The organism is Pseudomonas sp. p50(2008), assembly GCF_015351605.1.
Lineage (GTDB): Bacteria > Pseudomonadota > Gammaproteobacteria > Pseudomonadales > Pseudomonadaceae > Aquipseudomonas.
Genome location: NZ_JACMYF010000001.1, coordinates 369,962 through 384,546, shown reverse-complemented (window position 1 = coordinate 384,546; position 14,585 = coordinate 369,962). Strand labels below are relative to the sequence as shown.

Genomic DNA, 14,585 nt, shown 5'->3' with positions numbered 1-14,585 from the left:
CACTTTTTAAAGAAGGTGTAGTTGCGATGAAACGTGTAGGTCTGATCGGTTGGCGCGGTATGGTCGGTTCCGTGCTCATGCAGCGGATGCTGGAAGAGCAGGATTTCGATCTTATTGAGCCGGTGTTTTTCACCACTTCCAATGTCGGTGGCCAAGGCCCGTCCGTGGGCAAGGATATTGCGCCGCTCAAGGACGCTTACAGCATTGAAGAGCTGAAGACCCTCGACGTGATCCTGACCTGCCAGGGTGGCGACTACACCAGCGAAGTCTTCCCGAAACTGCGCGAAGCTGGCTGGCAGGGTTACTGGATCGACGCCGCTTCAAGCCTGCGCATGCAGGATGACGCGGTGATCGTGCTGGACCCGGTAAACCGCAAGGTTATCGACCAGCAGCTCGATGCGGGCACCAAGAACTACATCGGCGGCAACTGCACCGTCAGCCTGATGTTGATGGGCCTTGGCGGTCTGTTCGAAGCCGGTCTGGTGGAGTGGATGAGCGCCATGACGTATCAGGCGGCCTCCGGTGGCGGCGCGCAGCACATGCGTGAGCTGATCAAGCAAATGGGTGTGACCCACGGCGCTGTCGCCGATCAACTGGCGGATCCTGCCAGCGCGATCCTCGACATCGACCGTCGTGTGGCCGAAGCCATGCGCAGCGACGCGTACCCGACCGAAAACTTCGGTGTTCCGTTGGCCGGCAGCCTGATCCCGTGGATCGACAAGGAACTGCCGAACGGTCAGAGCCGCGAAGAGTGGAAGGCTCAGGCCGAGACCAACAAGATACTGGGTCGTTTCAAGAACCCGATTCCGGTCGACGGTATCTGCGTGCGCATCGGCGCCATGCGTTGCCACAGCCAGGCGCTGACCATCAAGCTGAACAAAGACGTGCCGATTGCCGACATCGAAGGGCTGATCAGCCAGCACAACCCATGGGTCAAGCTGGTGCCGAACAACCGTGAGATGAGCATGCAGGAGCTGAGCCCGACAAAGGTCACCGGCACCTTGAATGTACCGGTTGGCCGTCTGCGCAAGCTGAACATGGGTTCGCAATTCGTCGGTGCCTTCACCGTCGGCGACCAGCTGTTGTGGGGCGCGGCCGAACCGCTGCGTCGCATGCTGCGGATTCTGCTTGAGCGTTGATCGATTGATGTAATGAAAGAACCCGTGCCTTGAAAGAGGTGCGGGTTTTTTTATGTCTGAAGTTTCCCGGTAGTCTTGTCTGGCCTCATCGCTGGCAAGCCAGCTCCCACAGGTTTCATGGTGTACCCGGTTTTGTGCTTGAAACCGTTCACTGTGGGAGCTGGCTTGCCAGCGATGGGGCCTTTACGGGCACCGTCGAATTGCCTGCATCCCCACCACCCGGTAAAGTGCCGCTCCCCCCGTTTCGCCAGAGGTAAAACCATGAGCCAGACCCTTGATATTGCCGTGATCGGCGCGACCGGTACTGTCGGCGAAACGCTTGTGCAGATTCTCGAAGAGCGCGACTTCCCGGTGGGCAACCTGCACCTGCTTGCCAGCAGCGAATCCGCCGGGCATTCGGTACCATTTCGCGGCAAGAACGTACGTGTGCGCGAAGTCGATGAGTTCGACTTCAGCAAGGTCCAGCTGGTGTTCTTCGCCGCCGGTCCCGCGGTCACCCTCAGCTTCGCCTCGCGCGCCACGGCGGCCGGCTGCTCGCTGATCGATCTGTCCGGCGCGTTGCCCGCCGACCAGGCGCCGCAAGTCGTGCCTGAGGCCAATGGCGATATCCTCGTCGGGATGAAAAAGCCTTTCCAGGTCAGCAGCCCAAGTCCTTCGGCCACCACCCTGGCCGTGCTGCTGGCGCCGTTGCTCAGCATCATCGACCTGCAACGTATCAATTTGACGGCGAGTCTGGCGGTATCAGCCCAGGGTCGTGAAGCCGTGACTGAACTGGCCCGGCAAACCGCCGAGCTGCTCAATGTGCGTCCGCTGGAGCCGACGTTCTTTGATCGGCAGATGGCGTTCAACCTCCTGGCTCAGGTCGGTAAGCCGGATGAACAGGGCCATACCTTGCTGGAAAAACGCCTGGTTCGCGAAGTGCGTCAGGTGTTGGCGCTGCCTTCGTTAAAGATTTCCGTTACGTGCATTCAAGCGCCGGTGTTTTTTGGCGATAGCTTTAGTGTGACCCTGCAGTCTTCGCGTGAAGTCGACCTGGCGAAAGTCAACGCGGCCCTCGAAGACGCGCCAGGCATCGAACTGGTAGAAGCTGGCGATTACCCGACAGCGGTGGGCGACGCGGTAGGGCAGGATGTGGTGTACGTCGGTCGGGTCCGCCGGGGAATCGACGACCCGTCGGAACTTAATGTCTGGCTGACGTCAGATAACGTACGCAAAGGTGCCGCGCTCAATGCTGTGCAGGTGGCTGAATTGTTGATAAAAGACCTAGCGTAAAAGATACTTGGCAACAATTTGTCGACTGAATCTGGCCGGGCGCTATGCTTGGCCGAAGTGCTGATCGCGAGTCACCCTTCGGGGCTTCGCGTGGCAAGAAAGAAAAGATCGCGCGCGACGACCCTTCGCCGCCGCGCGCAATGCCTTACGGCAGCGACTATCAACACCTTCTCGCTGGCCGAGGAATGTTCAAACAAAGGATGAGGCTATGGTTCAAGTTCGCAAACTGGTGTTAGCAATAGCGGCCGCCTCGGCGCTGTCCTCCGGTGTGGCGCATGCCCTCGGGCTCGGGGAGCTGACCCTGAAGTCGACGCTGAACCAGCCGCTGGTGGCGGAAATCGAGCTTCTTGATGTCAAGGAACTCACTGCTGCTGAAGTGGTGCCGAGCCTGGCCTCACCCGAAGATTTCGCCAAGGCCGGTGTCGACCGCCAGGCGTTTCTCAACGACCTGACCTTTACGCCGGTGCTCAACCCCGGCGGTAAAAGTATCCTGCGTGTGACATCCAGCAAGCCACTGTCCGAACCGATGGTGAAATTCCTGGTTCAGGTCATGTGGCCAAGCGGTCGGTTGATGCGCGATTACAGCGTGTTGCTCGATCCCTCCAAATTCTCGCCGCAGACCGCTGACGCGGCTGCTCAGCCTGCACCGACGCAAACTGTCGCTGCACCGGTCACCGGCGCGACCAAACCCGCCCAGTACACCACCACGCCGCGCGATACTTTGTGGGAAATCGCTGCGAAGGCGCGTAATGGCGGTTCGATTCAGCAGACCATGCTGGCCATCCAGGCACTGAACCCGGATGCCTTTATCGATGGCAACATCAACCGGTTGAAAACCGGTCAGGTGCTGCGTCTGCCGGATCAGGCGCAAAGCACCAATCTGCCGCAACCTAAAGCCATCGCCGAAGTCGCCGCACAGAACACCGCCTGGCGTCAGGGCCGTCGCTATGTACCCAAGGCGGGCGCTGGCCAGCAACAACTGGATGCCACTAACCGTCCTCGCGGTGACGGCGCGACCTCGCAAGCTCCCAAGGACAACTTGAGCCTGGTCTCGGCCGAGACGGGCAAGCCCGGTGCCAAAGGCGCTGCGGGCGATGCGAAGAAATTGAGCAACAAGCTGGCGGTGACCCAGGAAAGCCTCGACACGACCCGTCGTGACAACGCCGAACTGAAAAGCCGCATGACCGATCTGCAAAGTCAGCTGGACAAGCTGCAACGCCTGATTGAACTGAAGAACAACCAATTGGCCAAGTTGCAGGCTGAGGGCGCTGCAGACGCTCCGGTGGATGAGGCTGCCGCGCCCGCCATGTCGGCGGAACTGGCGTCCAGTCCGGCGGCTGCGACGCCTGCTGAAGCCGTGCCGACTGCACCGGTGACGCCAGCGCCGGAGGCGGCGGTACCCGAGGCCGCGCCGGCACCTGCCGAGAAGCCTGTCGAGCCGACGCCGGTTAAAACCACTGACGATCAGAAATTCAATGAGCTGCTGACCAATCCATGGTTGCTGGGCATGGTCGGCGGTGGTGCAGTCATCCTGCTGCTTCTGTTGCTGTTACTGGCCCGTCGGCGCAAAGCTCAACAGGAGGCTGAAAAGCATCTGCGCATGGCTCGCGCATTGTCCGAGGAGCAGGAATTCTCGGTCGATCACGATTTGCCGGAAAGCAGTTTCGAAGGCCTGGAAGTTCCGCCTGCAAGCGTGAAGCTCGCCACGGCGCCGGCTGTAGAGCCGACTCCAGCGCCTGTGCCTGTGCCTGCACCGGCGCCAGTGATCGCTCCGGTCATCGTAACGCCACCGATCGCAGCGCCGCTGATCTCGCCAGCCGCCGAGCACAATGATGATGTGTTGGGCCGGGCGCAGTCGCACATTGCTGCCGGTCGCCTGAATCAGGCCGCCGCGATACTGGAAGATGGCATCAAGCAGGAGCCGCAACGCAGTGATTTGCGCTTGAAGCTGATGGAAGTCTACGGGCAGCAGGGCGATCGCGATGCGTTCGTCGCCCAGGAGCGCAAGCTGATTGCCAACGGCGACAACTTCGCTCAGGTCGAGCAGTTGAAAAGCCGCTTCCCGGCCATGGCGCTCGTGGCGGCGGGTGGTATCGGCGCTGCGGCTATCGCAGCGCAAATGGATGCCCAGTACGTCAAGGACCTGATGCTGGACGAGCCAGAAGCGCCTGCGCCAGTGGTGCCGGCTGATGACAACTTTGATCATGACTTCGACTTGAGCCTGGATGATCTGGAAGCCGCTTCTCCGGCCGTCGTTTCTCCCGAAGCGGAGCCCGTGGAAGAGCTGGACGCATTCCCGTCTGACGATGACCTGAGCTTTGAGTCGGTGTTGCAGCAGCAGACTGACATCAAGGAAAACCTCGACGACCTGTCTGATTTTGATCTGGACATGGACCTCGGGGGTGAAGCTTCGCCAGCCACGTTGGCCGAAGATGATTTCCTGCTGAACCTGGACGACGATGCCAAGGATCTGCCGGTTGCCGAAGCGCCGACCGTCCCGGAAGTAGCACTGGACGATCTGGAGTTGCCGGCCGACTTCGACCTGTCGCTGGCGGACGAAATGGACGCCCCCGTCGCTGCCGACGATTTGTCCGCCAAGCCGGACGACTTCAGCGCGGAGCTCGACCGCCTGTCCCAGGACATCAGCGGGCCGACCTTTTCAGCGGAAGACGCCATGGCTTCCGCCGCTGACGAGCCTGAGTTCGACTTCCTTTCCGGTACCGACGAAGTGGCGACCAAACTCGATCTGGCCCAGGCCTACATCGACATGGGCGACAACGACGGTGCGCGGGACATCCTTAACGAGGTGGTGACCGAGGGTGATGACGGGCAGAAGAGCGAAGCAAAGGAGATGTTGTCGCGTCTGGCGTGAATGCTCGGTAAGTCGTAAAGAGAACGGCAGCCCATTGGGGCTGCCGTTTTTGTTTCTGCCGGGAGTGCGAGGGTGGTGGTGGGATGGTCATCGTCGGAATGCCGCCCAGACCAAGCCCGCTCCCACAGTGATTTGCGCTGTTCACAAAACCTGTGGGAGCGGGCTTGCCCGCGATGAGGCCCTGACATTCAACATCGTGTCGACAGTTGCACTGGCTTCCACGTCCCGCCGCCTTATAATGCCCGCCTTTGCGTACATCAGCAGGCTGTCACCCCTTGGCAAATATAGATAATCCTGCCGCCGAAATGGCGGCCGACGGCTTTTTCCGGATCGCGTTGGGCGTTGAATACAAAGGCTCGCGTTATCGCGGCTGGCAGCGTCAGGCCTCCGGCGTGCTCACCGTGCAGGAAACCCTGGAAAAGGCGTTGTCGAAAGTCGCCGACTCGCCTGTCTCGCTGCTCTGCGCCGGTCGCACTGACGCCGGCGTGCACGCATGCGGACAGGTGGTGCATTTCGACACGCAGGTCGAGCGCTCGATGAAAGCCTGGGTCATGGGGGCCAACATCAACTTGCCCCACGACATCAGTGTCAGCTGGGCCAAGGCCATGCCGGCGGATTTTCATGCGCGGTTCAAAGCCATTGCCCGGCGCTATCGCTACGTGATCTACAACGATCAGATCCGTCCGGCGCACTTGAACGATGAAATCACCTGGAACCACCGGCCCCTGGACGTCGACCGTATGGCCGAGGCGGCGCAGTATCTGGTGGGTACCCATGACTTCAGCGCTTTCCGCGCGGGTCAGTGCCAGGCCAAGTCGCCGATCAAGGAACTTCATCACCTGCGAGTCACTCGCCACGGCAAGATGATCGTGCTGGACATCCGTGCCAGCGCGTTCCTGCACCACATGGTGCGCAACATTGCCGGCGTGCTGATGACCATCGGTGCCGGCGAGCGCCCGGTGGAGTGGATGAAAGAGGTGCTGGAGAGCCGGATCCGTCGTTCTGGCGGGGTGACCGCGCATCCTTTCGGCTTGTATCTGGTGCAGGTTGAATACCGCGACGAGTTCGAATTGCCGCAGCGTTACATTGGCCCGCACTTCTTGACCGGTTTCACCGAACTTGACGGCTGACGCCCTCGAACGCATTTGTTACCATCCGGGACTTTCTCGGATTTGCCTTGGGGTTCTATCGACATGTCAGCCGTTCGCAGCAAGATTTGCGGGATTACCCGCATAGAAGATGCGTTGGCAGCGGTAGAGGCCGGGGCAGATGCGATCGGATTCGTCTTCTATGCAAAAAGCCCGCGTGCCGTGACGTTTCAGCAAGCGCGGGACATTATCAAGGCGCTGCCGCCGTTCGTGACCACCGTGGGATTGTTTGTCAACGCCAGCCGTTGCGAGTTGGGCGAACTGCTCGACGCCGTGCCGCTGGATCTGTTGCAGTTTCATGGTGATGAAACGGCGGCGGATTGTGAAGGCTGGCACCGTCCGTATATCAAGGCGCTGCGGGTCAAGGCCGGTGACGACATTGCGGCCGCTTGCGATGCCTTTCCGAGTGCCAGCGGTATCCTGCTGGATGCCTACGTCGAGGGCGTGCCTGGGGGAACCGGGGAAGCGTTCGACTGGTCTCTGATACCTCAAGGGTTGAGCAAACCGATCATTTTGGCGGGTGGCCTGACACCGGACAACGTTGCCGAAGCGATTGCGCGGGTCCGGCCTTACGCGGTCGACGTCAGTGGCGGGGTAGAGGCGAGCAAGGGAATCAAGGATCACGCAAAGGTTCAGGCGTTCATCAAGGCAGTACGCGGCACGTTGATGTGACGGCTGGCACACTGCCGCCGTCCACAGGCATGGCTGAGGGTTTTTGGGTGGTACGCAGGTCACGTTTGCTGATCCGGCCACCCAGTCGATCATCGCCGCACATATGAATTTAGCTCAAGGGCATACGCGGGGCTGCGAACCAAAGTGTTCGAGCCGCCGGTACTGGAGAAAGAAAGCATGAGCAACTGGTTAGTAGACAAACTGATCCCTTCGATCATGCGTTCCGAGGTCAAGAAGAGCTCGGTGCCTGAAGGTCTGTGGCACAAATGCCCGTCTTGCGAGGCTGTGCTGTATCGTCCGGAGCTGGAAAAGACCCTGGACGTTTGCCCCAAGTGCAATCACCACATGCGTATCGGCGCCCGCGCCCGTATCGACATTTTCCTCGACGCTGAAGGCCGTGCCGAACTGGGCGCCGAGCTGGAGCCCGTCGACCGTCTGAAATTCCGTGACGGCAAGAAGTACAAGGATCGCCTGACCGCCGCACAGAAAGCGACCGGCGAAAAAGATGCCCTGATCTCCATGAGCGGTACGCTGCTGGGCATGCCGGTCGTGGTGTCGGCTTTCGAATTCTCCTTCATGGGCGGTTCGATGGGTGCCATCGTCGGTGAGCGCTTTGTACGCGCTGCCAACTACGCACTGGAAAACAAATGCCCGATGATCTGCTTCGCGGCCTCCGGCGGCGCGCGGATGCAAGAAGCCTTGATCTCCCTGATGCAAATGGCCAAGACCTCCGCGGTGCTGGCGCGTCTGCGTGAAGAAGGCATTCCGTTCATCTCGGTACTGACTGACCCTGTCTACGGCGGTGTTTCCGCCAGTCTGGCGATGCTGGGCGATGTGATCGTCGGCGAACCGAAAGCTCTGATCGGCTTTGCCGGTCCGCGCGTCATCGAACAGACCGTGCGTGAAAAATTGCCGGAAGGCTTCCAGCGCAGCGAATTCCTGCTCGAACACGGCGCGATCGACATGATCATTCACCGTCAGGAGCTGCGTCCGCGTCTGGGCAACCTGCTGGCACAGATGATGGGCCTGCCGACGCCTAAGTTCGTTGCTGCACCTATCGAGCCAATCGTGGTTCCGCCGGTGCCTGCCAACATATGACCCAACGTACCCTTGGCGAGTGGCTCGCCTACCTTGAGCAGTTGCACCCTTCGGCCATCGACATGGGCCTGGAGCGCTCGCAACAGGTAGCGTCCCGCATGGGACTGGGCAAGCCGGCGCCTCGGGTGATTACGGTCACCGGCACCAACGGCAAGGGTTCTACCTGCGCATTCGTGGCTTCGTTGCTACGGTCGCAAGGCCTGAACGTCGGTGTCTACAATTCTCCGCACCTGCTGCGTTATAACGAGCGGGTGCAGGTCAACGGCGTTGAAGCAACCGACGCCGAACTGTGCGAAGCCTTTGCTGCAGTCGAGGCGGGCCGCGGCGACACTTCCCTGACGTACTTCGAAATGGGCACCCTGGCGGCGTTCTGGCTGTTTCAACAGGCCGGGCTTGACGCGGTGGTGCTGGAAGTCGGTCTGGGCGGGCGTCTGGATACAGTCAACGTGGTGGATGCCGACATGGCACTAGTCACCAGCATCGGCGTCGATCATGCCGACTATCTGGGTGATACCCGGGAATCCGTGGCGTACGAAAAAGCCGGTATCTTCCGCCAGGGCGCGCCTGCGCTTTGCGGCGATTTGAATCCTCCACAACCTTTGCTTGATAAGGCGCGCGAGCTGGCTTGTCCGTTTTTCCTGCGCGGGCGTGATTTTGATCTGGGTGTGACCGATCATCACTGGCAATGGCGCGGTGTCGACGCTCAAGGGCAGGTGATTGAGCTGCGTGATCTGCCATTGCTTGACCTGCCGATGGAAAACGCCGCGCTGGCGCTGCAGGCTTATCTGCTGATGGACCTGCCGTGGGTGGACGCACAGATTGTCGATGCCCTGAAGGCTACGCGGGTGGTAGGGCGTCTTGATCGCCGTCAGTTCGATTGGCAAGACAAGCGCCTGAACCTGTTGCTGGACGTGGGGCATAATCCTCATGCGGCCGAGTACCTGGCTCGTCGACTGGCCAGTCGGCCACCGGCAGGCAAGCGTCTGGCCGTGTTCGGATTGCTGGCGGACAAGGATCTCGATGGTGTTGTGGGCGAGTTGAATGCTAGTGTCCAGCACTGGGCGGTTGCGCCGCTAAATTCGCCCCGGTCACGGCCAGTTGCCGATTTGAACGGGGTGTTGCAGAACCTTGGCGCATCGGTAACGTCCTATGACAGCGTGGCTGCAGCCCTCGATGGGCAGTGTGCATTGGCCACGAGCGACGACGAGATTCTGTTGTTCGGATCATTTTATTGTGTCGCCGAGGCCCTTGAATGGTTGGCCCGGCGCTCCACGGAGGAAGCGGCAAATGGCATTGCTGGATAAAGCCTACAAACAGCGGATGGTCGGTGCCCTGGTTCTAGTGGCACTGGCGGTGATTTTCCTGCCGATGCTGTTTTCGCGTCAGGATGAACAACGCCAGGTGACCGTTGAGGCGCCCGCCGCACCGCAAGCACCTTCGATGCCGCAAGTGCAGGTCGAGCCCGTGGTCGTGCCCGAGCCGCAGACGCTTGCGCAAGAGCCGGTACCGAGCGATGAGGAAATCGCCCAGCAGGAAGAGCCTTCGATGCCTATCGCTCCGACTGCCCCTGTCGCGCCTGCACCTGCTGCCAAACCCGTCGCGCCGGCGCCTGTACCAGCGATGGCGGCCAAGCCAAGCACGCCGCCTGCCCAGCCAATCACCGCGGCCCCTGGCAAACCCGATACCACGCAAAGTCGCGTCGATGCCAATGGCCTGTCGGTCAGTTGGTCGGTGCAACTGGCCAGCCTGTCGAACCGTGCCAGCGCTGAAAGCCTGCAGAAATCCTTGCGCAGCCAAGGCTACAACGCCTACATCCGCACAGCGGACGGCAAGAACCGGGTATTCGTCGGGCCGCTCATTGAGCGCGCAGAAGCCGACCGTTTGCGCGACTTGCTAAGCCGCCAGCAGAACCTCAAGGGTTTTGTAGTGCGCTTCCAGCCCGAGCGCGGTTAAAACGCGCTTATCCCTGTAGCAACTGGCGCGGCCTGCGTCCGGCTGTGAAGCAGCCGTCAATCACGCTTGTACGGTGTGCCAGATAGACCCAATTGCCTGATTTTACGGCTGCTGCGCAGCCGGACGCAGGCTTCGCCAGCTGCTACAGGGGCGAGTGCGGTTTCGATAGTAGCTAAAACTATCACCCCGATTTGAAATGCACTGACAATCGCAGCTTACCGATCAGCATGGGCTCTGCTAAAATGCGCCGCCTTATCCGTCTGTAGGCTGCACTGTGCCATTTACCTGGGTTGATTGGGCGATCGTTGCAATAGTCGCCATCTCCGCATTGATCAGTCTGAGCCGCGGCTTCGTCAAAGAAGCATTATCGCTGGTGACCTGGATCATCGCAGGAGTCGTCGCCTGGATGTTCGGTGGTTCATTGTCCGAGTACCTCGCCGGATACATAGAAACGCCATCGGCTCGTGTAATCACGGGCTGTGCCATCATGTTTGTCGCCACGTTAATCGTAGGCGCAATGATCAATTATCTTATCGGCGAGTTGGTTCGCGTCACCGGGCTATCCGGGACCGACCGATTTCTCGGCATGGCCTTCGGCGCAGCGCGTGGCGTGTTGCTGGTGGTCGTGGCGGTCGGGCTGTTGAGCCTGGGGCCGGTACAGCAGGACGGGTGGTGGAAAGAATCACAGCTCGTGCCAAAGTTTCTATTGGTCGCAGACTGGTCCAAAAACCTGATTCTCGGGTGGAGCAGTCAGTGGCTTGCCAGCGGTATCAGCGTACCCGCTGAGATACCGTTCAAGGAGCACCTCTTGCCGACGGCCAAAACGCCTCAGTGAGTGTTGTTCAGTTCAGATCCATTAAGTAGGGGTTGCGTCGCATGTGTGGCATCGTCGGTATCGTCGGTAAGTCGAACGTCAATCAGGCGCTGTATGACGCGCTAACCGTGCTCCAGCACCGCGGCCAGGACGCTGCCGGTATCGTGACCAGCCATGACGGCCGGTTATTCCTGCGCAAGGATAATGGCCTGGTACGTGACGTGTTCCATCAGCGTCACATGCAGCGCCTCGTCGGGCACATGGGCATTGGCCATGTGCGTTACCCGACCGCAGGCAGCTCGACTTCGGCTGAAGCGCAACCGTTTTACGTCAACTCGCCTTACGGCATCACCCTGGCGCACAACGGTAACCTGACCAACGTTGAACAGCTGGCCAAGGAGATTTACGAATCTGACCTGCGCCACGTCAACACCAACTCTGATTCGGAAGTACTGCTGAACGTGTTCGCGCACGAGCTGGCCCAGCGCGGCAAGCTGCAGCCTACCGAAGAAGACGTATTTGCTGCCGTCACTGACGTGCACAACCGTTGCGTGGGTGGTTACGCGGTCGTTGCGATGGTGACCGGTTACGGTATCGTCGGTTTCCGCGACCCGCATGGCATCCGCCCGATTGTCTTCGGTCAGCGTCACACCGATGAAGGCGTCGAGTACATGATTGCCTCCGAGAGCGTCTCCCTGGACGTGCTCGGTTTCACCCTGATTCGCGACCTCGCGCCGGGCGAAGCGGTCTACATCACTGAAGACGGCAAGCTGCACACTCGTCAGTGCGCAAACAACCCGTCCCTGACTCCGTGCATCTTCGAACACGTGTACCTGGCGCGTCCGGACTCGATCATCGACGGCGTGTCGGTCTACAAGGCCCGTCTGCGTATGGGCGAGAAACTTGCCGAGAAGATCCTGCGCGAGCGTCCGGAACACGACATCGACGTGGTCATCCCGATCCCTGACACCAGCCGCACCGCAGCGCTCGAGCTGGCGAACCACTTGGGCGTCAAGTTCCGCGAAGGCTTCGTGAAGAACCGCTACATCGGCCGGACTTTCATCATGCCTGGCCAGGCTGCACGGAAAAAATCCGTACGCCAGAAGCTCAATGCCATCGAGCTGGAATTTCGCGGCAAGAACGTGATGCTGGTGGACGACTCGATCGTACGCGGCACCACGTGCAAGCAGATCATCCAGATGGCTCGCGAAGCGGGCGCCAAGAACGTTTACTTCTGTTCCGCGGCACCGGCCGTTCGCTACCCGAACGTCTACGGCATCGACATGCCGAGCGCTCACGAGCTGATCGCACACAACCGTTCGACCCAGGACGTGGCGGATCTGATCGGCGCTGACTGGCTGATCTATCAGGACCTGCCTGACTTGATCGAAGCAGTCGGTGGCGGCAAGATCAAGATCGAGAAGTTCGATTGCGCAGTGTTCGACGGCCAGTACGTTACCGGCGACGTCGACGAGGCTTACCTGAACAAGATCGAGCAGGCTCGCAATGATGCCTCCAAGGTCAAGACGCAGGCAGTCAGTGCGATCATTGATCTGTATAACAACTGAGTAACTACCGGCCCTGAGGGGCCGGTTTTGTATCTACTAAAAGAGCAAGGCAAGGAGTGACAGCATGAGTCAGGATTGGGATGCCGGTCGGCTGGACAGCGACCTCGACGGCGTAGCGTTCGATACCCTGGCCGTACGCGCCGGTCAGCACCGTACGCCAGAAGGCGAACACGGTGATCCGATGTTCTTTACTTCCAGTTACGTGTTCCGCACCGCTGCCGATGCGGCGGCGCGCTTTGCCGGGGAAGTCCCGGGCAACGTTTACTCGCGCTACACCAATCCGACCGTGCGTGCGTTCGAAGAGCGTATTGCCGCGCTGGAGAGCGCCGAGCAGGCCGTCGCCACCGCAACCGGCATGGCTGCGATCATGGCAGTGGTGATGAGCTTGTGCAGCGCCGGCGACCATGTGTTGGTGTCTCGCAGCGTGTTTGGCTCGACCATCAGCCTGTTCGAAAAGTACTTCAAGCGCTTCGGCATCGAAGTCGATTACGTTCCCTTGGCAGATTTGTCCGGTTGGGATGCGGCGATCAAGGCCAACACTAAACTGCTGTTCGTCGAGTCTCCGTCCAATCCGCTGGCCGAACTGGTGGACATCGCTGCGTTATCGGAAATCGCTCACGCCAAAGGCGCGATGCTGGTGGTCGACAACTGCTTCTGCACCCCGGCATTGCAGCAGCCATTGAAACTCGGCGCAGACATCGTCGTGCACTCGGCAACCAAGTTCATCGACGGCCAGGGTCGTTGCATGGGCGGTGTCGTGGCCGGACGCAGCGAGCAGATGAAGGAAGTGGTCGGCTTCTTGCGCACTGCAGGCCCAACCCTGAGTCCGTTCAACGCCTGGATCTTCCTCAAGGGTCTTGAAACCCTGAACCTGCGGATGAAGGCTCATTGTGCCAACGCCCAGCAACTGGCCGAGTGGCTGGAGCAGCAGGAAGGCATCGAGAAAGTCCATTACGCCGGCCTTAAAAGCCATCCTCAGCACGAACTGGCCCAGCGCCAGCAGAAGGGCTTTGGCGCGGTCGTGAGTTTCGAAGTCAAGGGTGGCAAAGAGGGCGCCTGGCGCTTTATCGATGCGACCCGCCTGATATCCATCACGGCTAACCTCGGTGACACCAAGACCACCATCACTCACCCAAGCACCACCTCCCACGGTCGTCTGGCGCCGCAGGAGCGGGAAGCAGCGGGTATTCGTGACAGCCTGATCCGCATCGCGGTCGGCCTCGAAGACGTGACAGACCTGCAAGCCGATCTGGCGCGCGGTCTGGCTGCACTGTGATCGAATTGTCGACGCCGGGTACTGGCACCAATGGCCGCGTCGCGATGGTCACGGGTGCTGCGCGGGGCATCGGTCTGGGGATATCGGCCTGGCTGGTCAGCGAAGGCTGGCAAGTCGTGCTGACCGACCTGGATCGGGTCCGCGGTTCGAAAGTGGCCAAGGTGCTGGGCGAAAACGCCTGGTTCATCGCCATGGACGTGTCCAACGAAGGTCAGGTGGCATTGGGTGTAGCCGAGGTGTTGGGACAGTTCGGCCGACTTGATGCGCTGGTGTGCAATGCGGCCATTGCCGATCCGCACAACATCACGCTGGAAAGCCTCGATCTGTCTTACTGGAATCGGGTGCTGGCGGTGAACCTCAGCGGGCCGATGCTGTTGGCAAAGCATTGCGCGCCTTACCTGCGAGCTCACAGCGGGGCTATCGTCAATCTGGCCTCGACCCGTGCCGGGCAGTCGGAACCTGACACTGAGGCGTACGCGGCGAGCAAGGGAGGGCTGTTGGCCCTGACTCATGCGCTGGCAATCAGCCTTGGGCCGGAGATTCGCGTCAATGCCGTCAGCCCGGGATGGATCGATACGCGTGATCCGTCTGCCCGTCGCGCCGAACCTCTTACCGATGCCGACCATGCCCAGCACCCGGCGGGCAGGGTAGGGACGGTCGAGGACGTGGCGGCGATGGTGGCATGGCTGCTGTCGCGCAATGCAGGGTTCGTCACGGGCCAGGAGTTCGTGGTGGATGGCGGGATGACCAAGAAGATGATTTACAGCGAGTGA

Annotated in this window: 12 protein-coding genes; all 12 read left to right on the top strand. The window is 60.5% G+C overall.

Features of this window, described 5'->3' with window-relative positions:
* Positions 1–26: 26 nt before the first annotated feature.
* The 12 genes from asd (at position 27) to H7698_RS01715 (ending at position 14,585) form a co-directional block, all read left to right on the top strand.
* Entirely contained in the window at positions 27–1,139 is a 1,113-nt protein-coding gene (gene asd, locus H7698_RS01770) for an aspartate-semialdehyde dehydrogenase (RefSeq protein WP_162439719.1), read from the top strand.
* A gap of 261 nt (positions 1,140–1,400) precedes the next feature.
* Positions 1,401–2,411, top strand: coding sequence for an aspartate-semialdehyde dehydrogenase (locus tag H7698_RS01765; RefSeq protein ID WP_194690380.1), 1,011 nt, complete (start codon positions 1,401–1,403; stop codon positions 2,409–2,411).
* Between the two features lie 208 nt (positions 2,412–2,619).
* Positions 2,620–5,283 carry a FimV family protein gene (locus H7698_RS01760; protein ID WP_194690379.1) on the top strand — a complete coding sequence of 888 codons (2,664 nt, stop codon included), beginning with the start codon at positions 2,620–2,622 and terminating at the stop codon, positions 5,281–5,283.
* Between the two features lie 305 nt (positions 5,284–5,588).
* Positions 5,589–6,413, top strand: coding sequence for a tRNA pseudouridine(38-40) synthase TruA (gene truA / locus H7698_RS01755; RefSeq protein WP_194690765.1), 825 nt, complete (start codon positions 5,589–5,591; stop codon positions 6,411–6,413).
* 63 nt (positions 6,414–6,476) lie between these two features.
* Positions 6,477–7,103: a phosphoribosylanthranilate isomerase gene (locus tag H7698_RS01750; protein ID WP_162437754.1), complete on the top strand. Its 627-nt coding sequence runs from the start codon at positions 6,477–6,479 to the stop codon at positions 7,101–7,103.
* A 177-nt stretch (positions 7,104–7,280) separates the two neighbouring features.
* Entirely contained in the window at positions 7,281–8,201 is a 921-nt protein-coding gene (gene accD, locus H7698_RS01745; RefSeq protein ID WP_162437753.1) for an acetyl-CoA carboxylase, carboxyltransferase subunit beta, read from the top strand.
* Entirely contained in the window at positions 8,198–9,505 is a 1,308-nt protein-coding gene (gene folC / locus H7698_RS01740) for a bifunctional tetrahydrofolate synthase/dihydrofolate synthase (RefSeq protein ID WP_194690378.1), read from the top strand. Before accD ends, folC begins: the two co-directional genes overlap by 4 nt.
* A complete protein-coding gene (locus H7698_RS01735; RefSeq protein ID WP_162437751.1) occupies positions 9,489–10,154 on the top strand; it encodes an SPOR domain-containing protein in 666 nt (221 codons plus the stop codon). Before folC ends, H7698_RS01735 begins: the two co-directional genes overlap by 17 nt.
* 274 nt (positions 10,155–10,428) lie before the next feature.
* On the top strand, positions 10,429–10,989 hold the full coding sequence (locus tag H7698_RS01730; protein ID WP_162437750.1) for a CvpA family protein: 561 nt from the start codon (positions 10,429–10,431) through the stop codon (positions 10,987–10,989).
* 41 nt (positions 10,990–11,030) lie between these two features.
* Positions 11,031–12,536: an amidophosphoribosyltransferase gene (gene purF, locus H7698_RS01725; protein WP_162437749.1), complete on the top strand. Its 1,506-nt coding sequence runs from the start codon at positions 11,031–11,033 to the stop codon at positions 12,534–12,536.
* 64 nt (positions 12,537–12,600) lie between these two features.
* On the top strand, positions 12,601–13,812 hold the full coding sequence (locus tag H7698_RS01720) for an O-succinylhomoserine sulfhydrylase (RefSeq protein ID WP_194690377.1): 1,212 nt from the start codon (positions 12,601–12,603) through the stop codon (positions 13,810–13,812).
* Entirely contained in the window at positions 13,809–14,585 is a 777-nt protein-coding gene (locus tag H7698_RS01715) for an SDR family oxidoreductase (RefSeq protein WP_162437747.1), read from the top strand. The genes H7698_RS01720 and H7698_RS01715 overlap by 4 nt, the downstream gene beginning before the upstream one ends.

Coding starts and splice junctions, on each gene's coding strand:
- purF (WP_162437749.1), top strand. CDS start 11,031: ATGTGTGGCATCGTCGGTATCGTCGGTAAGTCGAACGTCAATCAGGCG.
- H7698_RS01750 (WP_162437754.1), top strand. CDS start 6,477: ATGTCAGCCGTTCGCAGCAAGATTTGCGGGATTACCCGCATAGAAGAT.
- asd (WP_162439719.1), top strand. CDS start 27: ATGAAACGTGTAGGTCTGATCGGTTGGCGCGGTATGGTCGGTTCCGTG.
- H7698_RS01760 (WP_194690379.1), top strand. CDS start 2,620: ATGGTTCAAGTTCGCAAACTGGTGTTAGCAATAGCGGCCGCCTCGGCG.
- folC (WP_194690378.1), top strand. CDS start 8,198: ATGACCCAACGTACCCTTGGCGAGTGGCTCGCCTACCTTGAGCAGTTG.
- H7698_RS01735 (WP_162437751.1), top strand. CDS start 9,489: ATGGCATTGCTGGATAAAGCCTACAAACAGCGGATGGTCGGTGCCCTG.
- H7698_RS01720 (WP_194690377.1), top strand. CDS start 12,601: ATGAGTCAGGATTGGGATGCCGGTCGGCTGGACAGCGACCTCGACGGC.
- H7698_RS01765 (WP_194690380.1), top strand. CDS start 1,401: ATGAGCCAGACCCTTGATATTGCCGTGATCGGCGCGACCGGTACTGTC.
- accD (WP_162437753.1), top strand. CDS start 7,281: ATGAGCAACTGGTTAGTAGACAAACTGATCCCTTCGATCATGCGTTCC.
- truA (WP_194690765.1), top strand. CDS start 5,589: ATGGCGGCCGACGGCTTTTTCCGGATCGCGTTGGGCGTTGAATACAAA.